Source organism: Streptomyces sp. TP-A0356 (assembly GCF_001417775.1).
Classification (GTDB): domain Bacteria; phylum Actinomycetota; class Actinomycetes; order Streptomycetales; family Streptomycetaceae; genus Streptomyces.
Genome location: NZ_BBZJ01000018.1, coordinates 1 through 25,747, shown reverse-complemented (window position 1 = coordinate 25,747; position 25,747 = coordinate 1). Strand labels below are relative to the sequence as shown.

Here is a 25,747-nt window from a genome sequence, read left to right as displayed (position 1 = left end):
GGTGTTGTCGGTGGTGCGTGTCACCATCGACGCCGTGGACAAGATGCGTCAGCTCCGGATCGCCAAGGACGCGATGGACCGGGACTGGGCGGACCCTGGGCTCGATCTCGATGCCGTGGCCGCGCATGCCGGGTACTCCCGCTATCACTTCATACGGGCCTTCAAGGCGGCGTACGGAGAGACGCCCGGCCAGTATCTGACGCACCGGCGGATCGAGCGCGCCGAGGACCTCCTGCGCACCGCGAACCTGACCGTGACGGAGATCTGCCATCTCGTGGGGTTCAGCAGCCTGGGCACGTTCTCGGCGCGCTTCAAGTCCTGGACCGGCCTCACCCCGAGCGAGTACCGCGCCAAGCACGTGGGCCGCGGGGCCGCTCTCATCCCCGGGTGCTACGCGATGCTCTGGGCCGGTGGGTTCCGTCCGGGGGCCGGGGCGCGGGACAGCAATTCCGGAGAAGCGCGCTGACGCCCCGGCTGCTTACCGTGGCAGCGCAAGCAACACCCCGCGCACTCGGGAGAACGCCATGATCAAGGGGCTCGCCATCACGACCGTCTGGGTCCTCGACCAGGACCGGGCCAAGGAGTTCTACACACAGAAGCTGGGCCTTGAGGTCCGTACCGACATGACCATGGGCGACGGCGGCATGCGCTGGCTCACCGTCGGCGCCCCCGACCAGCCCGACGTCGAGCTGACGCTCATGGTGCCCGGACCGCCCGCGATGGACCCCGAGTCCGCCGAGATGATGAAGAAGCTCGTGGCCAAGGGCGCCCTGGGCGCCGGTGTGCTGGCCACCGACGACATCCACGGGGACTACAAGAAGCTCAAGGACCGCGGCGTGGAGTTCCTCCAGGAGCCGCAGGAGCGCCCCTACGGCACCGAGGCGCTCTTCCGCGACGACTCCGGCAACTGGTTCTCCTTCACCCAGCGCCGGGAGGGCGGCCTGGACATGGACAAGGACTGGGCCGGCTGAGTCTCGGACGGTCCCAGGGCCGGCCGTGGGCGGGCCGCCGGAGCTCAGTTGCCGGACAGCGGCAGTACCGGGAAGCTTCCCGTGTTCGTCGGCGCGTGCTCCGGCAGCCACAGCACGGCGACCGCACCCTCCGCCGGGAGGTGCTCCGGCAGGCCGGCCGCCCGTACGTTGCGGAACGTCAGGCGCGCGCCCATCACCCGCGCCTGGCCCGCCGCGATCGTCAGGCCCAGGCCGTGGCCGACGCCGGAGCGGTCCGAGTGACCCGTGCGGAAGCGCTGAGGACCGTCCACGAGCAGCTCCTCCGGGAAGCCGGGGCCGTGGTCCCGTACCCGGATCACCCGGCCCTCGACCGACACCTCGATCGGCGGCTTGCCGTGCCGTGCCGCGTTCGCCAGCAGGTTGAACAGCACCCGCTCCAGGCGGCGCGGGTCCGTGGTGACCTCCGACTCGTGGATCACCCGGACCTTGACGTCCGGGTCCTTGGCGGCCACCCGCCGGCTGACGAACTCGCCGAGCATGATGTCCTGCAGTTCGGCCCGCTCGGACGCGCTGTCCAGGCGAGCGACCTCCAGGACGTCCTCCACCAGCGTGCGCATGGCCTTCGCGCGGTCCAGCACCAGTTCGGTGGGACGGCCGGGCGGGAGGAGTTCCGCCGCCGTGAGCAGGCCGGTGACCGGGGTGCGCAGTTCATGTGCGATGTCCGCCGTCACCCGGCGCTCCGCCTCCAGGCGCTGCTGCAGGGCGTCCGCCATCGCGTCCACCGCGCGCGCCAGATCGTCGGTCTCGTCGCGCACCACGCCGCCGATCGCGTCCCGTACGCGCACGTCCGTCTCGCCCTTGGCGACCTGGTTCGCGGCGGTCGCCGCCTTGCGCAGACGCCGTGACAGCTGCCCCCCGATCAGCACGCCGAGCGCCGAACCGCCGAGGACCACCGCGACCGAACCGATGATCAACGCCTGGTCGAGGTCCGCCATCACAGTGGCGCTGCGGTCGGTGAAACGAGTGTGCAGGGACAGCACCCGGCCGTCCTTGAGCGGTACGGCGGCCCAGATGTCCGGCACGCCGTGCGCGCCCTCGGACACGAAGGTGGCGCGCCGACCCTGCACGACCTTCTCCAGCAGCTCCCGCGGGATGTTCGGGTCGTCGACCTTGACGCCGAACGTCTGGGTGCGCCCGGACTCGTACATCCGCTGGGCCACCTGGATGCGCTCGTCGGCGAGATCACGCGAGTTGTCGAGCATCGACACGCGCGCCGCGTTGTGCACGACCAGGCTCAGCGCGATCGCGACAAGCGCGCCGACCAGGGCGATCGCCGCGCTGAGCTTCCATCTGAGACCCGTCCGTATCGCTGCGTCATCCGGAACCAGCCGTCCGAGAATCCCCCGCATACTCCTGCTCAGGCCTTCAACTTGTAACCGAAGCCGCGAACCGTCTCGATCCGGTCCTGGCCGATCTTCGTGCGCAGCCGCTGCACATGGACGTCGACGACGCGGGTGTCGCCGCCCCAGCCATAGTCCCACACGCGCTCCAGCAGCTTGTCGCGCGAGAGAACCGTGCCCGGTGCCGACGAGAACTCCAGCAGCAGCCGCATCTCGGTCGGCGTGAGCCCCACCGGCTGCCCGGACCGTCGTACCTCCATGCCCTCCGTGTCGACCTCCAGGTCACCGAAGGTGAGCACCCCGGCGTCCACCGAAGAGGCGTTGTCAGCGGCCCGGTCGGCGCCGCTCGCGTGCCCGAAGCGGCGCAGCACCGCCCGGATGCGCGCGACCAGCACGGCGCCGTCGAACGGCTTGGTCACATAGTCGTCGGCGCCCGCCTCCAGGCCGAGGACCACGTCGATCGAGTCGGCGCGGGCGGACAGCATGATCACCGGCACGGTCGACTCGTCACGGATGCGGCGGCACAGGCTGACGCCGTCCAGACCGGGGACCATCACGTCCAGCAGGGCGATGTCGGGGCGACGGGCGCGGAACGCCTCCAGGCCCGAAAGGCCGTCGGGCATGGCGGTGACCGCGAAGCCGTCCCGCTCCAGCGCGAGCTGGGTGGCCTCGCGGATGACGTCGTCGTCCTCGACGAACAGGACGTGGGTCTGCTCTGCCATCCGCTGCTCTCAGTTCCCGGTCGGGGCGGCCGTGCCGCCGTTGCCCACCGCGTTGCTGTAGTCGTTGTGCGTGCGGGCCTGCTCGGTGAAGTGGCTCGTCGTCCAGCGGTAGGTGATCACTTCCTCGCTGGAGGGATACGACACCGGGTCGCCCTTCTCGTACATCTGCTGGGTCACCACCAGATCACCGCGGTCTATCTCCGCGTAGACCGGAGGGTCCTCGGCCTTGAAGACATTCTGGTACTTGTGATCCTTCATCCGGTACACGTACGAGCCGACTCCCACGGCGTCACCGCACGTCATCACGTTGACCACGATGTCGTTCACGGTGCCGCCGGTCAGGTCGCCGTAGGACACGTCGACCGGGTACTCGTCGGCCACGCACGGCCTCAGATCCTCCTTGACCGCATTCGCGACCTCGGGATCGTCCTTCACCAGCTTCACCACGTCCATCCGCGTGGGTTCCTTGGTCGTCGGTGAGGCGGAGGGCTTGGCGGCACCCGCGACCACCGACTGGCTGCCCGCCGGCCCCTCGTCCCGCGCGCCCGTGCCGCCGGTGGCGCAGGCGGAGACGAAAAGCCCGAGGGCGGCGATCGCGGCCACCGCCGCCACCGCCGCCTTGAGGGCTCCGCTGGGCCGTATGGCCTCCGTGCCTAGGCCGCGCAACGCTCCCGCTCCTCACGCTCCAGCGCGCGTGCGTCCAGGTCGCGGGCCTCCAGCTCCTCCCGGAGCCGGGCGAGCGCCCGGTGCAGCGTGCTCTTGACCGTTCCGGCCGACATGCCGAGGGCGGCGGCCGTCTCCTCCGTGGACATCTGCTCCCAGTGTCGCAGCACAACCACGCTGCGCTGCTTCGGGGCGAGCACCTTCAGGACGTCCATCAGCAGGGCACGGTCGGCGTGCTGCTCCGTGGAGTCGTCGACCGACGCGTCCGGGAGCTGCTCGGTGGGGACCTCCTCAAGCCTGCGGGCCCGCCACCACTCGGTGCGCGTGTTGATCATCACGCGGCGCAGATAGGCGTCCGCCAGACGCTTGTCGGCGATGCCCTCCCAGCGGCCGTACGTACGCACCAGCGCGGTCTGCAGCAGGTCCTGCGCGTCGGTCGGGTCGGGGACCAGACGACGGGCGCTGCGCAGCAGCGCGTCCTGCCGGGTGCGTACGTACTCTTCGAACTCGAGCACCTCGCCGTGCGCCATTCCAACCGCCTCCGTTCCCCGTTCCGACTTGTTCGTCGGCTGCGTCCCACAGCCGGCTGCCGGTTCTAAGCCTGTGTCAGCTGTGTGCCGCGTCGTCTGCGGCACGCATATGAAGTTACGGACGGGTTGTCACGGCGTTGTCCGAGGCAGCCTGCGGAGAGCCCTCGGCTGTCCGTCGGTTGTGTAACGGATGTAGGAACGGGGTAAGGGGGAGCGGGAGTTGGTAGCGATATGGTGTGATTTGTCCGCTATGTGGGCGGAGAACGCTGTGATGAAACGAGGCGGGGGCTGTGCCGTGGTGAGCCGTTGGCTGTGGAACGGCTGAGCGAAGGAGCGGCGCGGACCACCCGGGCGCCATGGGTGATGCGCGCCCGGGCGGGACGGGTTCAGGTGAGGGGGAGACGGTAGAGCCCACCCGGGAGGGGCTCCACCAGACCGTCGGAGACCAGGCCGTCCAGGGCGCGTGCGCGCTGCACCGGCTCCTCCCACACACGGTCGAGGACCGACTGCGGAACCGGGCTCACCGCCTCCCGCAGCACGGCCAGGAGCCGTCCGCGGACCTGGCGGTCCGTCCCCGCGTACGTCTGACCGCGGCGCGGCGGGCCTTCGTGTTCCGGCTTCCCGGCCAGCTGCCAGGCGCACTGCGCGGCGATCGGGCAGCGATGACAGGTCTCGTTCTTCGCCGTGCAGATCAGCGCGCCGAGCTCCATGGAGGCGGCGGCCCAGCGTGACGCCGTGCGCTCGTCCTCGGGCAGCAGCTCCCGGGCGAGCCTGCGCTCGGCGGCGGTGGTGGCGTTGGGCGGGTACTGCACGCCGGTGACCGCGCGCGCGAGGACGCGGCGCACATTGGTGTCGAGCACCGGGTGCCGCTGGCCGTACGCGAAGGAGGCCACGGCCGCGGCCGTGTACTCGCCGATGCCGGGCAGCGCGAGGAGCTGGGCGTGGTCGGTCGGGACGTCGCCGCCGTGCCGTTCCGCTATGGCCAGGGCGGCGCCGTGCAGCCGTAGGGCGCGGCGCGGGTAGCCGAGACGGCCCCAGGCGCGGACCGCCTCGCCGGGAGGCTCCTTGGCGAGGTCGGCGGGGCGCGGCCAGCGAGCGAGCCACTGTTCGTACACGGGCAGGACGCGGCTGACCGGCGTCTGCTGCAGCATGAACTCACTGACCATCACGCCCCACGGGCCGGCCTGCGGGCGTCGCCAGGGGAGATCACGGGCGTGCTCGTCGAACCAGGCGATGACCGGGCCGTGCAGGGCCCTGCCGGGGTTCTGGGCGGCGGGAGCGGGGCCGGCGGTGTCGTCCGTCCCGGCGGAGACGGGGACGGTGGCGGCCGTGGAGGTGGGGGGTGCAGTCATGACGCTTTCGATCCTGCCACGGGAGGGGCACCGGGGTGGGGGATGGGCTGGGGTTGGGGCTGGTTGTGTCGGTGGACGGCGTGCTGCCTCCGTCCGGGGGCGCGGGGCCTTGGCCGGGAGGTCGGGGCCGCGGGGTGCCCGGTCGGCGGTGGCGGGTTCGCCGCGCGAGGTGGGGGTGAGAACGGGTACGCCCACCTTGCGTGTGTATGACCGAGGGCGGCGCCCGGCGTGGATTCGTCGGACCCCCCCGTCGGGTGTCGGTGTCGGGGGCTGGTGTGGGCGCGGGCCTTGTCGGTGAAGGCCGGTGCCGGGATTCGCCCCTGCCGGCGGAGGCCGGTGCGGGATGATGATCTGGAAAAGTTGGGGCTGCGGCGGCGGGTGGGGCAAGGCCCGGCGCCGATCTCTCGTACAGTTTCCGCCGTGGGATCTCTGCGCAATCCGGTCGGGCCGCTTCCCTCCTCCATCTACTGGCGACGGAGGGCCGTACTGCTGTCCGTGGTCGCCCTGTTGGCCCTGCTCATCACCTGGGTGGTCACCTCCTCGGGCAGCGGCGGCGGCAAGAACGGCGCGGGCGGTTCGAACGGCAAGCACCCCACGTCGTCGATCACGCCGGGGCCTTCCGGTACGGGGCCTGCGATCAGCCAACACCCGGGCGGACGCGACGAGTCGGGCGGTGGAAACGGTTCAGGGTCATCCGGATCGTCGGGGTCGTCCGGGTCGTCCGGCTCCGGTGATCCCGGAGGTGCCGGCACCGGGTCCGGCGGCTCGGACGGTGGGACCGGCAGCGGCGACGGCAGCGGCGGCGCCTCCAGCGGTCAGTTGCCGGCCGGTGCCGGTTCATCCCTGCCCAACTGCACGGCGAGCGCGGTTCAGTTGACCGTCAAGAGCGCACAGAACACGTACGCACCCGGAGCCACCCCCACCTTCCAGCTGATCGCCAAGAACGCGTCCACCAACGACTGCAAGACCGATCTCGGTTCCAGGAGCGCGGTGTTGACGATCACTCAGGCCGGCAGCGGCAAGGCCTTCTGGTCCTCGGCCGACTGCCCCGGCGGCTCGGGAAGCGTGCTGTTCCACGTGCCCGCGGGCGGCCAGGTCGCCTACACCGTGAAGTGGGACCGCAGGCCCAGTGCCCCGAACTGCGCGACGCCCCCGGCGGGTTCGGCATCGGCGGGCACGTACTTGGTGGAGGCGAAAGCCCCCGGCTTCCCCGACGCCCGGGCGTCGTTCGTGCTGTCGAAGGACTAGGGCCCTTCAGCGCTCCGGACAACTCCCATTCCGTTCGGTGCTGAAGGGGTCCCGGGCGCAGCACACGACGGTCATGCCCACACCGGGCCGCGGCGACGAAGCGGGCCGCCTTGGCCCGTTCACAGGCCGGAGGCTAGTGCTGTGGCCGGAAAGGTTTGCCGGGAAGCTCGCGGCGTCCGGTGCGGTGCATCGCAAGGCGGAGCGTCGCCCGCGTACTGGATGTACTCGGGCGATGCGACAACGCGGCGAGGTGCCGTGCCGGGCGTCGCGAGCCGGTGAACCTTTCCGGTCGCAGCACTAGACGTACCGTTCAAGGATCGACGACTCCGCCAGCCGCGACAGCCCTTCCCGTACGCTGCGGGCCCGCGCCTCGCCGACGCCGTCCACCGTCTGGAGGTCGTCCACGCTCGCCGCGAGGAGCTTCTGGAGGCCGCCGAAGTGTTCCACCAGGCGGTCGATGATGGCGCCGGGCAGCCGTGGCACCTTCGCCAGCAGACGGAACCCGCGTGGGGACACCGCCGAGTCGAGGGTTTCGGGAGAGCCGGTGTAGCCCAAGGCACGGGCCACCGTGGGCAGTTCGAGAAGCTCGGCGTGGGGCAGCGCGTCCAGCTCGGACAGGGCCTCCTCGACCGTGCGGGACCGCTTCGCGGTCGGCTCGGGCACGTAGTCGCGCACCACCAGCTCCCGCTCGGGCTCCACCCCGGCGATCAGCTCGTCCAGCTGGAGGGCGAGCAGACGGCCGTCCGTGCCCAGCTCGACCACGTACTCGGCGATTTCCGTGGCGATCCGTCGGACCATCTCCAGCCGCTGTGACACCGCGGAGACGTCCCGGACCGTCACCAGGTCCTCGATCTCCAGCGCGGACAGCGTGCCGGCCACCTCGTCCAGGCGGAGCTTGTACCGCTCCAGGGTGGCCAGGGCCTGGTTGGCGCGGGAGAGGATCGCCGCCGAGTCCTCCAGGACACGGCGCTGTCCGTCGACGTACAGCGCGATCAGACGCATGGACTGGGAGACGGAGACCACGGGGAAGCCGACCTGCTTGCTCACCCGGTCCGCCGTGCGGTGGCGCGTGCCCGTCTCCTCCGTCGGGATCGTGGGATCCGGGACCAGCTGCACACCGGCCCGCAGGATCTTCGACAGGTCCGACGAGAGCACCAGGGCGCCGTCCAGCTTGCACAGCTCCCGCAGGCGGGTGGCCGTGAACTCCACGTCCAGGACGAATCCGCCGGTGCACATCGTCTCGACGGTCTTGTCCGAGCCGAGCACGATGAGCCCGCCGGTGTTGCCGCGGAGCACCCGCTCAAGGCCGTCGCGGAGGGCCGTGCCGGGTGCCACGGCGCTCAGTGAGGCGCGCATCAGGCCATCGGCACCGGAACTCCCGCCGGACTTTCCGGGAGCTGCCGCCCGGTCGTTGGCTGCCACTGCACTCCTCCGGTCGCAGGTTCTTCAGGCGCTCCCGTGTCGCACACTCGGTTCGTACGGACGGGCGAGACCAGGGCAAAGTCTACCGGCGGTCCTCCTCGTCCCGTGGGGCCTCTCGGCGACGGGAGCGCGGAAGGACCCGCAGGGCGTCCCCCATGTCCGCCACTTCCAGCACCTTCATCCCGGCCGGGGTCCTGCCCGGGTCGGTCGGTACGAGCGCGTGGGTGAAGCCCAGACGGTGTGCCTCGGCCAGCCGGCGCTGCACCCCCGTCACCCTTCTGACCTCGCCGGCCAGACCCACTTCGCCGATCGCCACCAGGTTCTTGGGCAGCGGGGTGTCGCTCGCGGCGCTCGCCAGTGCCAGCGCGATCGCCAGGTCCGCGGCCGGCTCGGAGAGCCGCACTCCGCCGACGGTCGCGGAGTAGATGTCCCGCTTGCCCAGCGCGCTGATCCGCCCGCGCTGCTCCAGCACGGCGAGCATCATCGAGACGCGGGAGGTCTCCAGACCGGAGGTCGTGCGCCGCGGGGAGGGGATCTGCGAGTCGACGGTCAGGGCCTGGACCTCCGCCACCAGGGGACGGCGGCCCTCCAGCGTGACGGTCAGACAGGTGCCCGGGACCGGCTCGTCGCGGCGGGTGAGGAACAGGCCGCTCGGGTCGGCGAGCCCCGTGATGCCCTCGTCGTGCAGTTCGAAGCAGCCGACCTCGTCCGTCGCGCCGTACCGGTTCTTGACGCCTCGCACGAGGCGCAGGCGCGCGTGCCGGTCGCCCTCGAAGTGCAGGACGACGTCCACCAGGTGTTCGAGCAGTCGCGGGCCCGCGATCGCGCCGTCCTTGGTGACGTGACCGACGAGGAGGGTGGCCATGCCGCGCTCCTTGGAGGCGCGGATCAGCGCCCCGGCGACCTCGCGCACCTGGGCCATGCCGCCGGGCGCGCCGTCGATCTCGGGGGAGGCGACGGTCTGTACGGAGTCGAGGACGAGGAGCGACGGCTTCACCGCGTCCAAGTGGCCCAGGACGGCGGCGAGATCGGTCTCCGCCGCCAGATAGAGGTGGTCGTGGATGGCCCCGATGCGGTCCGCGCGCAGGCGGACCTGGCTCGCCGACTCCTCGCCCGTCACATACAGCGTGCGGTGCTCGTCATTGGCCGCCTTGGCCGCGACGTCCAGCAGCAGCGTGGACTTGCCGACGCCCGGCTCACCGGCGAGCAGCACGACCGCGCCCGGCACGAGCCCGCCACCGAGGACGCGGTCCAGCTCGGGCACGCCGGTGGAACGGGCCGTGGCCTGCCGCCCGTCCACCTGGCCGATGGGCACGGCGGAGGTCGTCACCCGGCCCGGTGTCGTCGTGCGCACAGCGGGCGCGCCGTACTCCTCGACCGTCCCCCAGGCCTGGCACTCGGGGCAGCGGCCGAGCCACTTGGCCGTCTGCCAGCCGCACTCGGTGCAGCGGTAGGACGGCCGGTCCTTGGTGGTCTTCGTACGGGCAGCCATGGACGAAACCGTAGCGGGGCCCACCGACACCGGGGGACCCGCCCGGGGCGGGCGGGGTCGGGTGCCGTCGGCGGCCGAGCCGGCGCCGCCGGGCCGCCGGCGGTGACTGCGTCACCACGGCGCACGAACCGCAGGTGGGTGACCTCGGACGACTCGATCGGACAAGGCGCACCCCAGGATCGGGCGGGTTGTGGGTGACGACGGCGACCGGGGCCGCGCCGACCGGTCCGTTGTCGTCTCGCGTCCCTCGTAGGCCTCGTATGCCTCGTACGCCTCGTAGGCCTCGTGGTCCCGGCGGCCCATGGTCGGCGGGCCGCGGCGGGCGACCGTTCCGGCGCCCCGGTCGGGAGCGCCGCGCATGCCCGCGGAGGGGACGCGCCGGGGAATCCGCCGATCATGTGTCCGTATGAGGGGTCGTCTCACCCGTACGGAGTAAATGTGCGCAAGGGGGCAGTAGGCGCCGCCCTTGGGCGCCTACGGTCGCACAGGTGATGAGCAGCAGGCCGGAGACCTCCACAGACGCCAGCGGCGCACACCCGGCGCGCAAAGACGCCTACGAGCGGGTGGGCGCGCCTCGTGGCGCGAAGACCCGCAGCGCGGCACACCCGCCCGCGCCCTACGAGCCCTACCTGGACGGCCTGTTCACCTACTGCCTGTCCGTGCTGTGCGACCACGACGCGGCGACCGCCGCCCTGGGCGACGCCCTCGCGCTCGCCGAGCGACGCGGCACACGCGGTCCGGAGGCCCCCGACGGGCTTCGTGCCTGGCTGTACGCCCTCGCCCGCTGGTCCTGTCTGCGGCGACTCGCCGAGGCCAGGCGGCGCCGCCGGGCGGGGCACGCCGCCGGGCGCCGACACGGCCCGCAGCCCGAGGCCGCCGACCGGCGTGCCGCCGGGGCGGTCGGCGCCGAACCGGTCTCCGAGGAGGCCCAGGAGCTGCGTCGGCGGGAGCTCACCCAGCTCGCCTGGCCGGAGGCCGCCGGTACGACCCCCGAGCAGCGCGAGGCGCTCGAACTGGCCGTGCGCCATCAGCTCACCCCCCAAGAGGTGGCCGCCGTGCTCGGCATGGGGCAGGCCGCCGCGCGTGAGCTCCTGGCCTCCGCCGCCTGCGAGGTCGAGCGCACCCGGGCCGCCCTCGCCGTCGTCGAGACCGGCAGCTGCCCGAGCGTCGCCCACCTCACCGGCGACCCCCAGCTCGTCCTGAGCGCCACCCTGCGCCGGGAGCTCGTCCGGCATGTGGACGACTGCCCGCGCTGCCGCCGCACCGCCGAGCGCGCGGTCCCCGGCAGCTGGCCCGGCACCAGCGTCACACCCGCCGCGCTTCCCGTCCTCGCGGCTCCTCGCGCGGCCCTGGACGCGGCGATGACCCACGCTCCACGCGCGAGGGGCGCGGCCCCCCGCTTCGACCGGCGCGGTTTCCCCATGGACCCGAAGGACCACGCGGCCCGCCGCGACCGGCTGCGCGCGCGTGCCGTCACCACGACCGTCGTCGCCACCGTGGTCGCGGCCCCGGTCATCGCCCTGTGGGCCGCCTACCGCGGCCCTCTCACCGGCGAGGCCGCGGACGGCCGCACCGCCACGGCGCGCGAGGCGCACGGCCCCGACATGCTCGGCGGTGAGGGCGCGGGCGGCTACGAGAACGCGGGCAACGCGCGTGCGAAGCCCGACGCCCGCTTCGGCAAGGACGGCCGCTCGCCCGATGTCTCCGTCGAGGTCATCGGCGTGCGGACGGGAACCCCCGCGGCGGGGGACCTGGCGGTGGCGGCCGGCAACGACGGCACCACGACCCTGGTCAAACTGACCGCGTCCGGGAGTTCACCGGTCCACTGGTCCGTGTCCACGGTTGCCTCCTGGCTCTATGTGAGCCAGTCCTCGGGGACGCTCGCGCCGGGCGAATCGTTCACGGTCCGGATCTACGTCGACCATCTCCACGAGCCTTCCGGCCCCTGGCACGCGCGCGTGGCGGTGGCCCCAGCGGGCGCCGTGGTCACGATCGACGGGTACGGGACGGCGGGCCCGCCCGACCCGCGCCCCACTCCCGTGCACACCGGCCCGTCCACGCCCGCGCCGAGCGTCCCTCCGTCGAGCGGCCCGGACCCCACGCCCAGCGTCCCTGCACCGACGGACCCCCCGCCCACGACTCCGCCCGCCTCCGACCCGCCGCCCTCGACGCCGACGCCCAGCGCCGACGGCGCCCCGAGCCCGTCCTCGTAGGCGCCGCGATCACCGTGCGCGCGGGTTCGCGTCCTCAGCCCGCCGGGTCCGCGGGGGCGGCGGGATCGGCGGGGTGCGGCGCCAGCAGCGGCAGCTGCGAGGCCAGACGCTGCTCGCACAGCTCGGCCAGGCGGTCGTACCCCGCCTTGCCCATCAGCTCGGTCAGCTCCGCGCGGTACGAGACGTACACCGGCTCGCCCGCGCCGTGCGCCGATGTCGCCGATGTGCACCACCAGTGCAGGTCGTGGCCGCCCGGGCCCCAGCCCCGGCGGTCGTACTCGCCGATCGAGATCTGCAGGACCCGGGTGTCGTCGGGCCGGTCGATCCACTCGTACGTCCGTCGGATCGGCAGCTGCCAGCAGACGTCCGGCTTGGTCTCCAGAGGCTCGCGGCCCTCCCGCAGCGCGAGGATGTGCAGCGAGCAGCCGGCTCCGCCCGGGAACCCGGGCCGGTTCTGGAAGATGCACGACCCCTGGTACGGGCGGGTCTGCCGGGAACCCTCGTCGTCCTCCGCGACCCAGCCGGTCTCCATGCCCACGTCATGGTGCTGCCAGATCTCCGGCGTCAGCCGTGCCACGTGCTGGGCCACCCGCTTCTCGTCGTCCTCGTCCGAGAAGTGCGCGCCCAGCGTGCAGCACCCGTCGTCCGCGCGGCCCGCCTGGATGCCCTGGCAGCCGCTTCCGAAGATGCAGTTCCAGCGCGAGGTCAGCCATGTCAGATCGCACCGGAAGACCTGCTCGTCGTCGGCCGGATCCGGAAACTCCACCCACGCGCGCGCGAAGTCGAGCCCCTTCTCGTCGCTCAGTCGGGAGGCCTTCAGGGACCGGGACACCTTCGCCTGCGAAGGTTCCTTCGAACCCTTGGAGGATTTGTCGGTCTTCGCCTTTTTCGTCTTTGGCACGCAACCAGGGTAAGTGGCCCCGCACCGCTCCGGAGACTGTGGATCGTCGTACTGGCAGTAGCGTTCCGTACATGAGACTCGGTGTCCTCGACGTGGGTTCGAACACGGTGCATCTGCTGGTGGTGGACGCCCACCCCGGCGCGCGCCCGCTGCCCGCGCACTCGCACAAGGCGGAGCTGCGGCTCGCCGAACTCCTCGATGACAGCGGGGCCATCGGCACCGAGGGGGTCCACAAGCTGATCGCCGTCGTCCTGGACGCCCTGCAGGCGGCCGAGGACAAGGGCGTCGAGGACCTGCTGCCGTTCGCCACCTCCGCGGTGCGCGAGGCGAGCAACGCGGACGACGTGCTGGACCAGGTCAAGGACGCCACCGGCGTCGAGCTCCAGGTGCTGACCGGCGAGGAGGAGGCGCGGCTGACCTTCCTCGCGGCCCGCCGCTGGTTCGGCTGGTCGGCGGGCAAGCTGCTGGTCCTCGACATCGGCGGCGGCTCGCTGGAGATCGCGTACGGCATGGACGAGGAACCCGACGCGGCGGTGTCGCTGCCGCTGGGCGCCGGCCGGCTGACTGCGGCCTGGCTGCACGGGGACCCGCCGGACCCGGCCGACGTGAAGGCGCTGCGCCGCCGGGTACGGGCCGAGATCGCCCGTACGGTCGGCGAGTTCAGCCGCCTGGGGTCGCCCGACCACGTCGTCGCCACCTCCAAGACGTTCAAGCAGCTCGCCCGCCTCGCGGGGGCGGCGCGCTCCGCGGACGGGCTGTACGTGCAGCGCGAGCTCAAGCGGGAGTCCCTTGAGGCGTGGGTACCGCGGCTCGCCGGGATGACGGCCGTGGAACGCGCGGACCTCCCGGGAGTCTCCGAGGGCCGCTCGAGCCAGCTCCTGGCCGGGGCGCTGGTCGCGGAGGGCGCGATGGACCTGTTCGCGGTGGAGACGGTGGAGATCTGCCCGTGGGCGCTGCGGGAGGGTGTGATCCTGCGCCGGCTCGATCACATGGCGGAGGCGTAGGGGCCCCTGGGGAGACGGTGGCCGACTTCCCGCCGTTCCCGCACGTCCGCCGTGTCAGGGGCCCTAGGTCACGGTGCCGCTCAGCCCCGGGCCGGGAGGGAACGCCCGTACGATCCCGGCACCGGCGACATCCGGCCGCTGTGCCCCTTCCCACACTTCGTCGCATCGCATCCGGCCCTCCATGTCAAGGCGGCGCCCCGTACCCTGTCCCTCGTGGCAGAACCAGCGGTGCGCATCCCGGATGCGAAGGTCGCCCTGTCGACGGCCTCCGTCTATCCGGAGTCGACCGCGACGGCCTTCGAGATCGCCGCGCGCCTCGGGTACGACGGGGTCGAGGTCATGGTCTGGACCGATCCGGTCAGCCAGGACATCGAGGCGCTGCGCCGGCTCAGCGACTACCACCAGATCCCCGTTCTCGCCGTCCACGCCCCCTGTCTGCTGATCACGCAGCGCGTCTGGTCGACCGACCCGTGGGCCAAGCTCCAGCGGGCCCGGGCCGCCGCCGAGAAGCTGGGCGCGGGCGCCGTCGTGGTCCATCCGCCCTTCCGCTGGCAGCGCCAGTACGCCCGCGACTTCGTGGACGGGATCTGGCGCATGGCGGACGAGACGGATGTGCGGTTCGCCGTCGAGAACATGTATCCGTGGCGCTACCGGGACCGCGAGATGCTCGCGTACGCGCCCGACTGGGACGTCACGAGGGACGACTACCGCCACTTCACGATCGACCTCAGCCACACCGCGACGGCCCGTACCGACGCCCTGCAGATGCTCGACCGCATGGGCGACCGCCTCGGCCATGTCCACCTCGCCGACGGCAACGGCTCCAACAAGGACGAGCACCTGGTCCCCGGCCGTGGCATCCAGCCCTGCGCCGAGGTCCTGGAACGGCTGGCGCTCACCGGCTTCGACGGGTACGTGGTCATCGAGGTCAACACCCGCCGCGCCATGTCCGGCGCCGAGCGCGAGGCCGATCTCGCGGAGGCCCTCGCCTTCACGCGTCTGCACCTCGCGTCGGCCCTGAAGGTGCCCCGCGGGTGAGCGAGGTGTTCCGCCCGTGACCGAGGCGACCGGGGCGGGCCGCGTCCGCCGCGGCAGAGGACGGCCCAGCCGTACGGAGACGGCGGCCGCCCCCGCCACCCGCGACCGCATCCTGGAGGCGGCCCGCGAGGAGTTCTCCGAGCGCGGCTACGAGAAGACGTCGGTGCGGGGCATCGCCAAGGCCGCCGGGGTGGACTCCGCGCTGGTGCACCACTACTTCGGCACCAAGGAACAGGTCTTCGAGGCCGCGATCGAGGTCGCCTTCGCACCCGCCCTGAGCGCGCCGGACACGATCGCCCAGGGGCCGCGCGAGGCCGTCGGGGAGCGGCTCACCCGCTTCGTCCTCGGCATCTGGGAGAACCCCACGACCCGTACGCCCCTGCTGGCGATCGTGCGGTCCGCCGTGAACAACGAGAGCGCGGCGGCCGTCTTCCGCCGTCTGGTCGCGGCGCAGCTGCTGCGCCGTATCGCCGGCGGTCTCGACCTGCCGGACGCGGAGCTGCGCGTCGAGTTGGCGGCCGCGCAGCTGGTCGGGGTCGCGATGCTGCGGTACGTGATCAAGGTCGAGCCACTGGCCTCGGCCGACCTGGAACAACTCGTGGCCCGACTGGCCCCGGTGGTCCAGGGCCACCTGACGAACCCCTGACCCTCAGGCGAACGGCCTTCGCCTCCCGCCCGCAGCCACACCGCGCCCGCGCGCCCCCCTTCACGCCCCCGCGCCCCCTCACGCCCCCGTTCCCCAGCCGCCGCCCGAGACGCATGTCCCGTATGCCGGACACTCGTGTCCGTCCCTTGGAGCACCGGCGTACGCTCGACGTGAGTCAGAACTCTCCGAAGGAGCGAGCGACGATGCCCGAGCTGAGGTCCCGCACAGTCACCCACGGCCGCAACATGGCGGGCGCCCGCGCCCTGATGCGCGCCTCCGGTGTACCCGGTGCGGACATCGGACGGAAGCCGATCATCGCGGTCGCCAACTCCTTCACGGAGTTCGTGCCGGGCCACACCCACCTCCAGCCGGTCGGCCGGATCGTCAGCGAGGCGATCAGGGAGGCCGGCGGCATCCCGCGCGAGTTCAACACGATCGCGGTGGACGACGGCATCGCCATGGGTCACGGCGGCATGCTCTACAGCCTGCCCTCTCGCGATCTGATCGCGGACAGCGTGGAGTACATGGTCGAGGCGCACTGCGCCGACGCCCTGGTCTGCATCTCCAACTGCGACAAGATCACTCCGGGCATGCTGATGGCGGCCCTGCGCCTGAACATCCCGACGGTCTTCGTCTCCGGCGGCCCGATGGAGGCCGGCCGGGCCACCCTGGTCGACGGCACGGTGCGTACCCTCGACCTGATCGACGCGATCGCCGACGCCGCCAACGACAAGGTCTCCGACGAGGACATCCTCCGTATCGAGGAGAACGCCTGTCCGACCTGTGGCTCCTGCTCCGGCATGTTCACGGCCAACTCGATGAACTGCCTGACCGAGGCGATCGGTCTCTCCCTGCCCGGCAACGGATCGGTCCTGGCGACGCACACGGCCCGCCGTGCGCTGTACGAGAACGCGGCCCGCACGGTCATGGACCTGACCCGCCGCTACTACGAGCAGGACGACGAGACCGTCCTGCCCCGCGACATCGCCACCTTCGCGGCCTTCGAGAACGCCATGGCGCTCGACATCGCGATGGGCGGTTCGACCAACACGATCCTGCACCTGCTGGCGGCGGCGCAGGAGGCGGGCGTCCCGTTCGGCCTGTCGGAGATCGACGAGGTCTCGCGCCGGGTCCCCTGCCTGGCGAAGGTCGCCCCGAACGTCGCCAAGGACCGCACGTACTACATGGAGGACGTGCACCGCGCCGGCGGCATCCCCGCCCTCCTCGGCGAACTGCACCGGGCGGGCCTGCTGAACGAGGACGTGCACTCGGTCCACAGCCCCTCTCTCGGGGAGTGGCTCAAGACGTGGGACATCCGCGGCGGTTCCCCGTCCGCCGAGGCGGTGGAGCTGTGGCACGCGGCACCCGGCTGTGTGCGCTCGGCCGAGGCCTTCTCCCAGTCCGAGCGCTGGGAGGCCCTGGACGTGGACGCGGAGAACGGCTGCATCCGCTCGGCCGAGCACGCGTACTCGAAGGACGGCGGCCTGGCAGTGCTCCGGGGCAACCTCGCCGTCGACGGCTGCGTGGTGAAGACGGCGGGCGTCGATGAGTCGATCTGGACGTTCGAGGGGCCGGCGGTCGTCTGCGAGTCGCAGGAGGAGGCCGTCGAGAAGATCCTGACGAAGCAGATCAAGGAGGGTGACGTCGTCGTCATCCGCTACGAGGGCCCGAAGGGCGGCCCGGGCATGCAGGAGATGCTGTACCCGACCTCGTATCTGAAGGGCCGCGGCCTGGGCAAGGCCTGCGCGCTGATCACGGACGGCCGCTTCTCCGGCGGCACCTCGGGCCTGTCGATCGGCCACGCGTCCCCCGAGGCTGCCTCGGGCGGCACCATCGCCCTGGTCCGGGACGGGGACCGCATCCGCATCGACATCCCGAACCGCACGATCGACCTCCTGGTCGCCGACGAGGAGCTGGACACCCGCCGCGCCGCCCTGCACGGCGTGTACGCCCCGGCGAGCCGCGACCGCAAGGTCTCGGCCGCCCTGCGCGCCTACGCCGCGATGGCGACGAGCGCCGACCGGGGCGCGGTGCGGGACGTCGGCAAGCTGGGCTGAGCCCGGTCCAGGAGGGGGCCGCTCCCGCCGGAGCGGCCCCCTTCGCATGTCACCAGCGTGACGGGTCGCGTCCGTCCACGGTGAAGACGGTGCCGTCTGGAGCGCCGGCGTAGACGTGGCCGTCGGCGAGGAGGGGATCGGGCAGCGCGGCCGCGACCCGGTCCGCGCTCGTGCCGAGCCGCGGTGAGGTCTGGCCGATGAGCCGTCCTCTGGTGGCGTCGAAGGCGAGCAGCCGTCCGTCGGCCGCGATGAAGTAGACGTGCCCGTCGGCCACGGCCGGCGCCGAGCCGCGGCTCACGGACGTCTCGACGTGCCAGAGCTGCTTGCGCGCGTCCATGTCCAGGGCCTCCAGCGCACCTCCGGCGGCGAGGAGGTACACGACGTCGCCGTGCACGGTGGCCCGGGCGCCCGCGCGCGGAACGGGCAGCGCCACGCCGCGCGTGGACCGGGACGCCGGGGTGTAGCGGATCACGGCTTTCGCCTCCCCGAAGACCTGGTCGAGGGAGAGGAAGAAGACGGACCCGCCCGAGGTGCCGAATGGTTCCAGCGTCCCCCTCAGGCGGGCGTCCCACCGCACGTCACCCGTGTTCGGATCCACGGCGGTGACATGGGTGCTCGATCCGTCGGCAGAGGTGCTCGTCGCATACGCCAGCGGGTCCCCGGTGAACGAGGTGAAGTACGGCATGCTCTGGCCGGGGATCCGGCGGCTCCACCCGGTGGCTCCCGATGCGCTGTGCACGCCGGTGACCGTCCCGTCGGCACCGGTGATCAGGAGCATGTCCCCGGCCTGTCGCAGCCCGTTGTAGGGCATGCTCCGCTGCCAGCGCGTCCTGCCCGAGGCGGGATCCAGTGCCTCCAGGTGCCCGCGCTGTTCCGTCAGGGGCTGGACGAGACCGCCCGAGACCACCGGCGGACGGCTTCTGGACGTCCGGGCGACGGCGTGCCGCCACAGCGTGGTGCCGTCCGACGGATCGAGGGCGAAGACCAGCCCGGGCTGTGCGCACATCAACTTCCCGGCGCCGTAGGAGCACTGCGGCGTGTCTCCGTCCTCGGACACCGGTTTCGCCTGCCACGCGCGGAACCCGGCCGACGCGGTCCGGGGCGTGGCGCCCCTCGGCGTGGCGGTTCCTTCCGCGGGCGACAGGAGCGACAGGGCCGGGACGAGCGCACCGCCCACGACGAGGAGGAGCGCCCCGCCCCCGAGGAGAAGGTTTCTGCGCCGGCGGCTTCCGGGCCGCCGTTCCGGCTCCTCGGCGCGGGGCTCCGGAGCCGGCGTATCGCCGGGCCGCTGTGCCGGTATGAACGCCTGTGTGTCGTACGAGGCCGCCACCGACCGCAGCTCGCGCATCAGCTCGTCCGGGGTGGGCCGGTCCTCGGGCTCCTTGGCGAGGCAGCGCAGCACCAGCGGCGCCAGGTTCTCCGGTACGCCGGTGAGGTCCGGCTCGTCGTGCACGACCTGGTAGGCGACGATGTAGGGACTGTCGGAGTCGAACGGTCCGCGCCCCGTCGCCGCGTGCACCATCACGGACCCGAGCGCGAAGATGTCGGCGGCGGGGCCGACCTCCCGCGGCCGGCGGAACTGCTCGGGCGCCATGAAGGGCGGCGTGCCGATCAACTTGCCGGTCTCCGTGCGCAGTTCGCTGTCCTTCGGCCGGGAGATGCCGAAGTCGATGACTTTCGGCCCGTCCTCGGCGAGCAGCACGTTGCTCGGCTTCAGATCGCGGTGCACGACCCCGACGCGATGGATGTCGCGCAGCGCCTCCGCGAGCCCGGCCATCAGCCGGCGCAGCTGGCCCGGAGACATGGGGCCGTTCCGCTTCACATGCTCGGACAGGGTCGGGCCGGGGATGAACAGCGTGGCCATCCAGGGCCGTTCGGCCTCCGGATCGGCGTCGACGACGGGCGCGGTGAAGGCACCGCTCACCCTTCGGGCGGCGGCCACCTCCTGTCGGAAGCGGCCCCTGAACTCGGGGTCCTTCGCGAACGCGGCGTGTACGACCTTCACTGCGAGCTTCAGCCCCGAGGTGCTCCGGGCCAGGTGCACCACGCCCATGCCGCCGGAGCCCAGGCAGGACTCCAGGCGGTAGTGACCGGCGTATTCGGGAAGTTCCGCTTCCGCGCCCGCTCCGGTGTTGCGCTGTGGCGCCATGGACCACCCCCGTGCTGTTCGTTCGCGCGCGCGACGCACGGAGCCTAGTCGATGACTCGTACGAGACCGAGGCGGCTTGCTAGCCTCCGCGTGCGCGTCGCACACGTGTGTTTCGTGACGTGATCCAAGGGAATCAACGGGACCCCATGGCAGTCATGGGGTCCGACGGGGGAGGTCATTCATGTCTGTCGACCGAATCGAGGAAGCCGGGACCGGCGGCGGGGCGGAAGCCGCCGCGGCGGCCGCGGCCGTGCGCTACTACCCGGTCGCGCCGGGCGTCCGGCTCAACGTCCGCAGCGGTCCCGGCACCGGGTACACCATCGTCAGGGTCCTGCCCGAGGGCGCCATGGTTCCGGTCTTCTGCCAGACGCCGGGCACGACGGTCACGGGTCCGTACGGCACGAGCAGCATCTGGGACAACATCGCCGACGGCGAGTACGTCTCGGACGCGTACGTGCACACGGGCAGCGACGGGTACGTCGCCTCGCGCTGCGGCTGAGTACACCTCGGGTTCCGCCGCGCTGAGGCTGAGGCGCGGGGCGGCGGGGGCCTCTGCGGGGCCGGAGTGATAATCGACGCGTGAGCGACGAGAACGGCACTCCGGACACCCCCACGGGCCCCCGCCCCGAACCGATCCGCTTCTTCGGCACGACCTGGGTGGAGCACGACGGCGGCTACCGGGCACGTCGCGCCGCCGTCGGCGTCGGCTCGCTCCTGGCGGCCGCCGTCTCCTGCCTCGTCCTGCGCTTCGCCTATCAGGGCCTGCGGATCGCGGCCGTCGGCACGCCGGTGACCCTGATGGTCGTGGTCATGTTCGCGGTGTGCGGCGCGCTGGCGTTCGGCAACACCTGGGGCGCCTTCACCAAGCGGCCCGACCCGGGGCGTCAGGCCTCCCTGCGCGGCCTGCTGACGATCGGGTTCATCGGCTCGCTGCTCGCGTACTTCCTCCGTTCGCTGAGCGAGGCCCCCGGCGAGAAGCTCCACCGCGAGGAGTACGAGGCGGCGCGCTCCGCCCATGAGAAGCGTGTGTCGCGGCGTACGGGCAACCCGTCCCGCAGGCGCCGCTCCTGACCCGGCGTGACTCCCGGCGGAAGGTGCCGCCGGTTCCTTCACGCGTGGCAGCGCCGACGCGGCGTGCGCAACGGCCCGGCCACCCCGTCCTCCCGCCGGAAACACACCGTCCCCGGCACCCGGGCCCCGCCGCCATGGGCGTATGACCGCCCCTCCCGTGCCACCCGGGCCCACTCGTTCAACGCCGCCGCGGCCCCGTACGCCGCGAACCGCCCCTCGTACCCGCCCGCCCTCCTCGACGCCTTGGAAGACCTCGCGGGCCGCCCCGTCGGGCGCCCGCGTCGTGGACATCGGCGCCGGCACCGGGATCGCGACCGCCCTCCTCAAGGCCCGGGGCGCGCGGGTCCTCGCCGTGGAGCCGGGCGACGGCATGGCGGCCCAGTCCCGCCGCGCCCTCCCGGACGCCCCGCTCCTGCGCGGCGACGGCACCGCCCTCCCCCTCGCGACCGCCTCCGACTTCCTCACCCATGCCCAGGCCCGGCACTGGACGGCCACCTCCCGTTCGGTCCTGCAAGCCCTGTGCGTCCTGCGTCCGGGCGGTGCGCGCGGCAGCGCCGGCGCTGCCGCGCGCACCGCCCGGCCACCCCCGTTCAGATCGTCGCGACACGACCGTGAGCACCGGGTGGGACGGCCCTCCGCGCGCGCCCGGGGCGGCAGCGGACGGCGGGCGGGTTCACCGCGCTTGACGGCCGCCCCGGCACGCGCCATATTCATCGCATGATGAATATAGGTCGTCCCCATCCACCCGACCCGCCGCGGTCGGATCCCGCCCCTGCCGCCCCCGCCCTCCGCGCCGAGGACCTCACCGTCGTACGCGGCGCCCGCACCGTCCTGCGCGGCCTCGACTTCACCGTCCCACGGGGCCGGATCACCGGACTGCTGGGCCCTTCCGGATGCGGCAAGTCGACCCTGATCCGCGCGGTCGTCGGCACCCAGGCCAAGGTCACCGGCACCCTGGAGGTCCTCGGCCTCCCCGCCGGTCACGCCTCCCTGCGCTCCCGCATCGGCTATGTCACCCAGGCGCCCTCCGTCTACGACGACCTGACGGTCCGCCAGAACCTCGACTACTTCGCCGCGATCCTCGACCCCGGCCGGGCAGCCGCCGACCGCCGCCGCCAGAACGTCACCCGGGCCATCGCCGACGTCGACCTCACCTCGCACGCCGACGCCCTCGCCGGCACCCTCTCGGGCGGCCAGCGCAGCCGAGTCTCCCTCGCGGTCGCGCTCCTGGGCTCCCCGGAACTCCTCGTCCTGGACGAACCGACGGTGGGCCTCGACCCGGTCCTGCGCCGCGACCTGTGGGCGCTCTTCCACACCATCGCCGCCGACCGCGGCGCCACGCTGCTCGTCTCCTCCCACGTCATGGACGAGGCCGAGCGCTGCCAGGGACTCATGCTGATGCGCGAGGGACGGATCCTCGCCGACGACACCCCGGACGCCCTGCGCGCCCGTACCGGCACGGAGACCGTCGAAGAGTCCTTCCTGCGCCTCGTGGACGAGGCGGCGGCCAGGAGGAAGGCCGAAAAGGAGACGGTCCGATGACCACGACCACCCCGTACCCGGCAGGGAGCGCCCTCACCTACTCCCGTACGACGGCGACGGCCCTGAGGGTCCTGCGCCAGCTCCGCCACGACCCCCGCACGATCGCACTGATGATCGTCGTTCCGTGCCTGATGCTGTTCCTGCTGCGCTACGTCTTCGACGGCAGCCCGCGCACGTTCGACTCGATCGGGGCCTCGCTCCTCGGCATCTTCCCGCTGATCACGATGTTCCTGGTGACCTCGATCGCCACCCTGCGCGAACGCACCTCCGGCACCCTGGAACGTCTCCTGGCCATGCCCCTCGGCAAGGCCGATCTGATCGCGGGCTACGCCCTCGCCTTCGGCACCCTGGCCATCATCCAGTCGGCCCTGGCCACAGGCCTCGGGGTCTGGCTCCTGGGCCTGGACGTCATGGGCTCTCCCTGGCTGCTGCTTCTGGTGGCCCTCCTGGACGCCCTGCTCGGCACGGCCCTGGGCCTGTTCGTCTCGGCCTTCGCGGCCTCGGAGTTCCAGGCGGTGCAGTTCATGCCGGCCGTGATCTTCCCGCAACTCCTGCTGTGCGGACTGTTCACCCCCCGCTCCGCCATGCACCCCGTCCTGGAGGCCGTCTCCGACGTCCTCCCCATGTCCTACGCGGTGGACGCCATGAACGAGGTCCTCCGGCACACGGACGTGACCGCGACGTTCGTACGGGACGTCCTGGTGGTGGCGGGCTGCGCCCTGCTGGTCCTGGCGCTGGGAGCCGCAACGCTGCGACGCCGCACGGCGTGACGCACGCGCCGTGGCACCGACACCCGGCCACGCCGCGTCCCGCCCACCGGACAACCAACCCGCACACCCACCCCCGGTGCGAGGATGAACCCGGACGACGCAACCCCCGGAGGGCACCCGCACCATGACCCAGAAAGTCGCAGTCCTCGGCACCGGAAAGATCGGCGAGACCCTGCTCAGCGGAATGATCCGAGCCGGCTGGGCCCCCGCCGATCTCCTGGTCACCGCCCGCCGCCCGGAACGGGCCGAAGAGCTCCGCACGCGCTACGGCGTCACCCCGGTCAGCAACCCCGAGGCCGCGAAGACCGCCGACACGCTCATCCTCACGGTCAAGCCCCAGGACATGGGCACGCTCCTCGACGAACTCGCCCCGCACGTCCCCGCCGACCGTCTGGTCATCAGCGGCGCCGCCGGCATCCCCACCTCCTTCTTCGAGGCACGCCTCACCGCCGGTACCCCGGTCGTCCGCGTCATGACTAACACTCCCGCCCTCGTCGACGAGGCCATGTCCGTCATCTCCGCGGGCAGCCACGCCACCGAGGCGCACCTCGCCCACACCGAGGAGATCTTCGGCGCGGTCGGCAAGACCCTGCGCGTGCCCGAGTCCCAGCAGGACGCCTGCACCGCCCTCTCCGGCTCGGGCCCGGCGTACTTCTTCTATCTGGTCGAGGCCATGACCGACGCCGGCATCCTGCTCGGCCTGCCCCGCGACAAGGCCCACGACCTGATCGTCCAGTCCGCGATCGGCGCCGCGATCATGCTCCGCGACAGCGGGGAGCACCCGGTGAAGCTCCGCGAGAACGTCACCTCGCCCGCGGGCACGACGATCAACGCGATCCGCGAACTGGAGAACCACGGCGTGCGCGCCGCGCTCATCGCCGCGCTGGAGGCCGCCCGCGACCGCAGCCGGGAGCTGGCGTCCGGAAACACCAGCTGACGACGGGTCGCGGCGCCGGGACGGACCTCCTTCGAGCCGCACCCGGTGCCGTGTGCGCCTCCCGCCCCGGGCGGCCGGCAACCTCGACGTTCAGGCGGGCAGGAGCCCGATCGCCCGGTACGCGGCGTCCACCGTCGGCTTCGCCATCTCCCGCGCCCTCTCCGCTCCCGCCCGCAACACCCCCTCCACATGGGCGGCATCCGCGCACAACTCCTTGTGCCGCTCCTGCACCGGCCGCAGCAACTCGACCACGGCCTCCGCGGTGTCCTTCTTCAGGGCGCCGTAGGACGAGTACGCACCGCTCAGCGCCTCGGGATCCCCGCCCTCGCAGGCGGCCAGGATCTCCAGCAGATTCGCGACCCCCGGCCGTGCCTCCCGGTCGTACACGACGTCCGACCCGCTGTCGGTGACGGCCCGCATGATCTTCTTCCGCACCACGTCCGGCTCGTCGAGCAGATAGACGATCCCGGGCCCCGAGTCGTCCGACTTCCCCATCTTCGACGTCGGCTCCTGCAGGTTCATGATGCGGGCAGCGACCTGCGGACGGGTCGCCCGGGGCACCACGAAGGTGTGCCCGTAGCGCTCGTTGAACCGCACCGCCAGGTCCCGCGCAAGCTCCACGTGCTGTGTCTGGTCGTCGCCCACGGGCACCTCGTCGGTCCCGTAGGCCAGGATGTCCGCCGCCATCAGCACGGGATACGTCAGCAACGACAGCCGCACGCTCCCGCCCCGCTGCCGCTCACCCGCGGCCTTCTCCTTGTACTGGATCATCCGCCGCATCTCGCCGTCGGTGGCCACGCACTCCAACAGGTACGACAGCCGCGCATGCTCGTCCACATGGCTCTGTACGAACACGGTGCACAACTCCGGATCCAGCCCCGCCGCCAGCAACAGCGTGGCCGCCTGCCGGCTGAGCCTGCGCACCCGAGCCGGATCGTGGTGCACGGTCAGGGCATGCAGATCGACGACGCAGAAGAGCGCGTCGGCCTGGCGCTGGTCCACGTCGGCCCACCGCCGTACGGCCCCCAGATAGTTCCCCACCGTCAGATGCCCGGTCGGCTTGACCCCGCTGAAGACGCGTGTCATCTCTCCACCTCACTGGTCGGGGCCGCCACCACCGGTCGGCCGCCCCTTCTGGAGGGAGATACGACATCGGCCGCCGAGGCGGCGGCCGATGTGCGCATACGTGAGTCCGGCCGCCGTCAGGCGGCCCACCACAGCTGGGTACACGTACGCGAAGTCATGACCACGAGGGTACGCCCCTCAGGGCAGGCGCGGAGGGGGTTTGACACGCCCCGGTCCGGTGCGTACTGTTCTCCGGGTTGTCCGACGTGAGCGCCGACTCCGGTCGGTCCCCGGACAGCCATCCCGCAAGTACCCACCGACAATCGGCGCTGTTTCGTCGTGCGTATTGGCATGCGTATTTTCGGAATGAGGAATCCGCGTTCGAGCTTCTGCGAGGACGCAGCCCCCGATTAGCTCGGGAGCCGGGAATCCGCTAAAGTCTCACTCGTCGGAACGGCCCAAGGGCCGCGAGGACAAACCCGGTTGACTGGGAGTCAGGCCCGAAGGGAACTGAGGGATCTGATAGAGTCGACATCGCCGGAAAGGGAAACGCGAGAGCGGGAACCTGGAAAGCG

The 25,747-nt window shown here is 72.1% G+C and carries 23 protein-coding genes and 1 pseudogene; 14 read left to right on the top strand and 10 right to left on the bottom strand.

Annotated features, from left to right (window positions below; all coding sequences use genetic code 11):
- Positions 1-43: 43 nt before the first annotated feature.
- Together ASC56_RS15335 and ASC56_RS15330 are read left to right on the top strand one after the other, a co-directional pair.
- Positions 44-466: a helix-turn-helix transcriptional regulator gene (locus ASC56_RS15335; RefSeq protein WP_055492242.1), complete on the top strand. Its 423-nt coding sequence runs from the start codon at positions 44-46 to the stop codon at positions 464-466.
- 58 nt (positions 467-524) lie between these two features.
- Complete coding sequence (locus ASC56_RS15330) at positions 525-971, top strand: VOC family protein (RefSeq protein ID WP_055491971.1); 447 nt, start codon at positions 525-527, stop codon at positions 969-971.
- Positions 972-1,015: 44 nt separating this feature from the next.
- Here ASC56_RS15330 and cseC read toward each other — a convergent pair whose 3' ends face one another.
- The 5 genes from cseC to ASC56_RS15305 all read right to left on the bottom strand — a co-directional run bounded on the left by cseC (position 1,016) and on the right by ASC56_RS15305 (position 5,617).
- Complete coding sequence (cseC, locus tag ASC56_RS15325) at positions 1,016-2,359, bottom strand: two-component system sensor histidine kinase CseC (RefSeq protein ID WP_055491970.1); 1,344 nt, start codon at positions 2,357-2,359, stop codon at positions 1,016-1,018.
- Positions 2,360-2,367: 8 nt separating this feature from the next.
- Positions 2,368-3,072 carry a two-component system response regulator CseB gene (cseB, locus tag ASC56_RS15320; RefSeq protein ID WP_055491969.1) on the bottom strand — a complete coding sequence of 235 codons (705 nt, stop codon included), beginning with the start codon at positions 3,070-3,072 and terminating at the stop codon, positions 2,368-2,370.
- Positions 3,073-3,081: 9 nt separating this feature from the next.
- Positions 3,082-3,738, bottom strand: coding sequence for a hypothetical protein (locus ASC56_RS15315; protein ID WP_055491968.1), 657 nt, complete (start codon positions 3,736-3,738; stop codon positions 3,082-3,084).
- Positions 3,726-4,265 (bottom strand): SigE family RNA polymerase sigma factor, encoded by a 540-nt coding sequence (locus tag ASC56_RS15310; protein ID WP_055491967.1) that lies wholly within the window; start codon positions 4,263-4,265, stop codon positions 3,726-3,728. Before ASC56_RS15310 ends, ASC56_RS15315 begins: the two co-directional genes overlap by 13 nt.
- A 386-nt stretch (positions 4,266-4,651) precedes the next feature.
- Positions 4,652-5,617, bottom strand: coding sequence for an A/G-specific adenine glycosylase (locus ASC56_RS15305; RefSeq protein WP_055491966.1), 966 nt, complete (start codon positions 5,615-5,617; stop codon positions 4,652-4,654).
- Positions 5,618-6,037: 420 nt separating this feature from the next.
- Here ASC56_RS15305 and ASC56_RS15300 point away from each other — a divergent pair, with 420 nt between their 5' ends.
- Positions 6,038-6,865: a hypothetical protein gene (locus tag ASC56_RS15300; RefSeq protein ID WP_079102512.1), complete on the top strand. Its 828-nt coding sequence runs from the start codon at positions 6,038-6,040 to the stop codon at positions 6,863-6,865.
- A 297-nt stretch (positions 6,866-7,162) separates the two neighbouring features.
- Here the strand turns inward: ASC56_RS15300 and disA are convergent, their stop codons facing one another.
- Together disA and radA are read right to left on the bottom strand one after the other, a co-directional pair.
- Entirely contained in the window at positions 7,163-8,287 is a 1,125-nt protein-coding gene (gene disA / locus ASC56_RS15295; RefSeq protein WP_055491964.1) for a DNA integrity scanning diadenylate cyclase DisA, read from the bottom strand.
- Positions 8,288-8,369: 82 nt separating this feature from the next.
- Positions 8,370-9,779, bottom strand: a complete 1,410-nt coding sequence (radA, locus tag ASC56_RS15290; RefSeq protein ID WP_055491963.1) for a DNA repair protein RadA — start codon at positions 9,777-9,779, stop codon at positions 8,370-8,372.
- Positions 9,780-10,267: 488 nt separating this feature from the next.
- On the opposite strand from radA, the gene ASC56_RS15285 reads away from it, so the two are divergent.
- Positions 10,268-11,992, top strand: a complete 1,725-nt coding sequence (locus ASC56_RS15285; RefSeq protein WP_055491962.1) for a sigma-70 family RNA polymerase sigma factor — start codon at positions 10,268-10,270, stop codon at positions 11,990-11,992.
- 34 nt (positions 11,993-12,026) lie between these two features.
- Here the strand turns inward: ASC56_RS15285 and ASC56_RS15280 are convergent, their stop codons facing one another.
- Positions 12,027-12,893 carry a hypothetical protein gene (locus ASC56_RS15280; protein ID WP_055491961.1) on the bottom strand — a complete coding sequence of 289 codons (867 nt, stop codon included), beginning with the start codon at positions 12,891-12,893 and terminating at the stop codon, positions 12,027-12,029.
- A 71-nt stretch (positions 12,894-12,964) separates the two neighbouring features.
- Between ASC56_RS15280 and ASC56_RS15275 the strand changes: the two genes are divergently transcribed.
- The 4 genes from ASC56_RS15275 (at position 12,965) to ilvD (ending at position 17,638) form a co-directional block, all read left to right on the top strand.
- On the top strand, positions 12,965-13,897 hold the full coding sequence (locus ASC56_RS15275; protein ID WP_055491960.1) for a Ppx/GppA phosphatase family protein: 933 nt from the start codon (positions 12,965-12,967) through the stop codon (positions 13,895-13,897).
- 213 nt (positions 13,898-14,110) lie between these two features.
- Positions 14,111-14,935, top strand: a complete 825-nt coding sequence (locus ASC56_RS15270) for a sugar phosphate isomerase/epimerase (RefSeq protein ID WP_199835998.1) — start codon at positions 14,111-14,113, stop codon at positions 14,933-14,935.
- A gap of 16 nt (positions 14,936-14,951) precedes the next feature.
- On the top strand, positions 14,952-15,581 hold the full coding sequence (locus ASC56_RS15265; RefSeq protein WP_055491958.1) for a TetR/AcrR family transcriptional regulator: 630 nt from the start codon (positions 14,952-14,954) through the stop codon (positions 15,579-15,581).
- 203 nt (positions 15,582-15,784) lie between these two features.
- Positions 15,785-17,638: a dihydroxy-acid dehydratase gene (gene ilvD / locus ASC56_RS15260; protein WP_055491957.1), complete on the top strand. Its 1,854-nt coding sequence runs from the start codon at positions 15,785-15,787 to the stop codon at positions 17,636-17,638.
- A 49-nt stretch (positions 17,639-17,687) separates the two neighbouring features.
- Here ilvD and ASC56_RS15255 read toward each other — a convergent pair whose 3' ends face one another.
- Complete coding sequence (locus ASC56_RS15255) at positions 17,688-19,787, bottom strand: PQQ-binding-like beta-propeller repeat protein (RefSeq protein WP_055491956.1); 2,100 nt, start codon at positions 19,785-19,787, stop codon at positions 17,688-17,690.
- Positions 19,788-19,968: 181 nt separating this feature from the next.
- Between ASC56_RS15255 and ASC56_RS15250 the strand changes: the two genes are divergently transcribed.
- The 6 genes and pseudogenes from ASC56_RS15250 (at position 19,969) to proC (ending at position 24,107) form a co-directional block, all read left to right on the top strand.
- Positions 19,969-20,286: an SH3 domain-containing protein gene (locus ASC56_RS15250; protein WP_055491955.1), complete on the top strand. Its 318-nt coding sequence runs from the start codon at positions 19,969-19,971 to the stop codon at positions 20,284-20,286.
- Positions 20,287-20,366: 80 nt separating this feature from the next.
- On the top strand, positions 20,367-20,858 hold the full coding sequence (locus ASC56_RS15245; protein WP_055491954.1) for a hypothetical protein: 492 nt from the start codon (positions 20,367-20,369) through the stop codon (positions 20,856-20,858).
- 63 nt (positions 20,859-20,921) lie between these two features.
- A pseudogene (locus ASC56_RS37975) lies at positions 20,922-21,402 on the top strand (class I SAM-dependent methyltransferase); the annotation flags it as partial.
- A gap of 176 nt (positions 21,403-21,578) precedes the next feature.
- Positions 21,579-22,400 carry an ABC transporter ATP-binding protein gene (locus ASC56_RS15235; RefSeq protein ID WP_234376976.1) on the top strand — a complete coding sequence of 274 codons (822 nt, stop codon included), beginning with the start codon at positions 21,579-21,581 and terminating at the stop codon, positions 22,398-22,400.
- Positions 22,397-23,170 carry an ABC transporter permease gene (locus ASC56_RS15230; protein ID WP_055491952.1) on the top strand — a complete coding sequence of 258 codons (774 nt, stop codon included), beginning with the start codon at positions 22,397-22,399 and terminating at the stop codon, positions 23,168-23,170. Before ASC56_RS15235 ends, ASC56_RS15230 begins: the two co-directional genes overlap by 4 nt.
- A 124-nt stretch (positions 23,171-23,294) precedes the next feature.
- A complete protein-coding gene (proC, locus tag ASC56_RS15225) occupies positions 23,295-24,107 on the top strand; it encodes a pyrroline-5-carboxylate reductase (protein ID WP_055491951.1) in 813 nt (270 codons plus the stop codon).
- A gap of 90 nt (positions 24,108-24,197) precedes the next feature.
- On the opposite strand, the gene trpS is transcribed toward proC, so the two are convergent.
- Positions 24,198-25,193 carry a tryptophan--tRNA ligase gene (trpS, locus tag ASC56_RS15220; RefSeq protein WP_055491950.1) on the bottom strand — a complete coding sequence of 332 codons (996 nt, stop codon included), beginning with the start codon at positions 25,191-25,193 and terminating at the stop codon, positions 24,198-24,200.
- Positions 25,194-25,747: the final 554 nt, after the last annotated feature.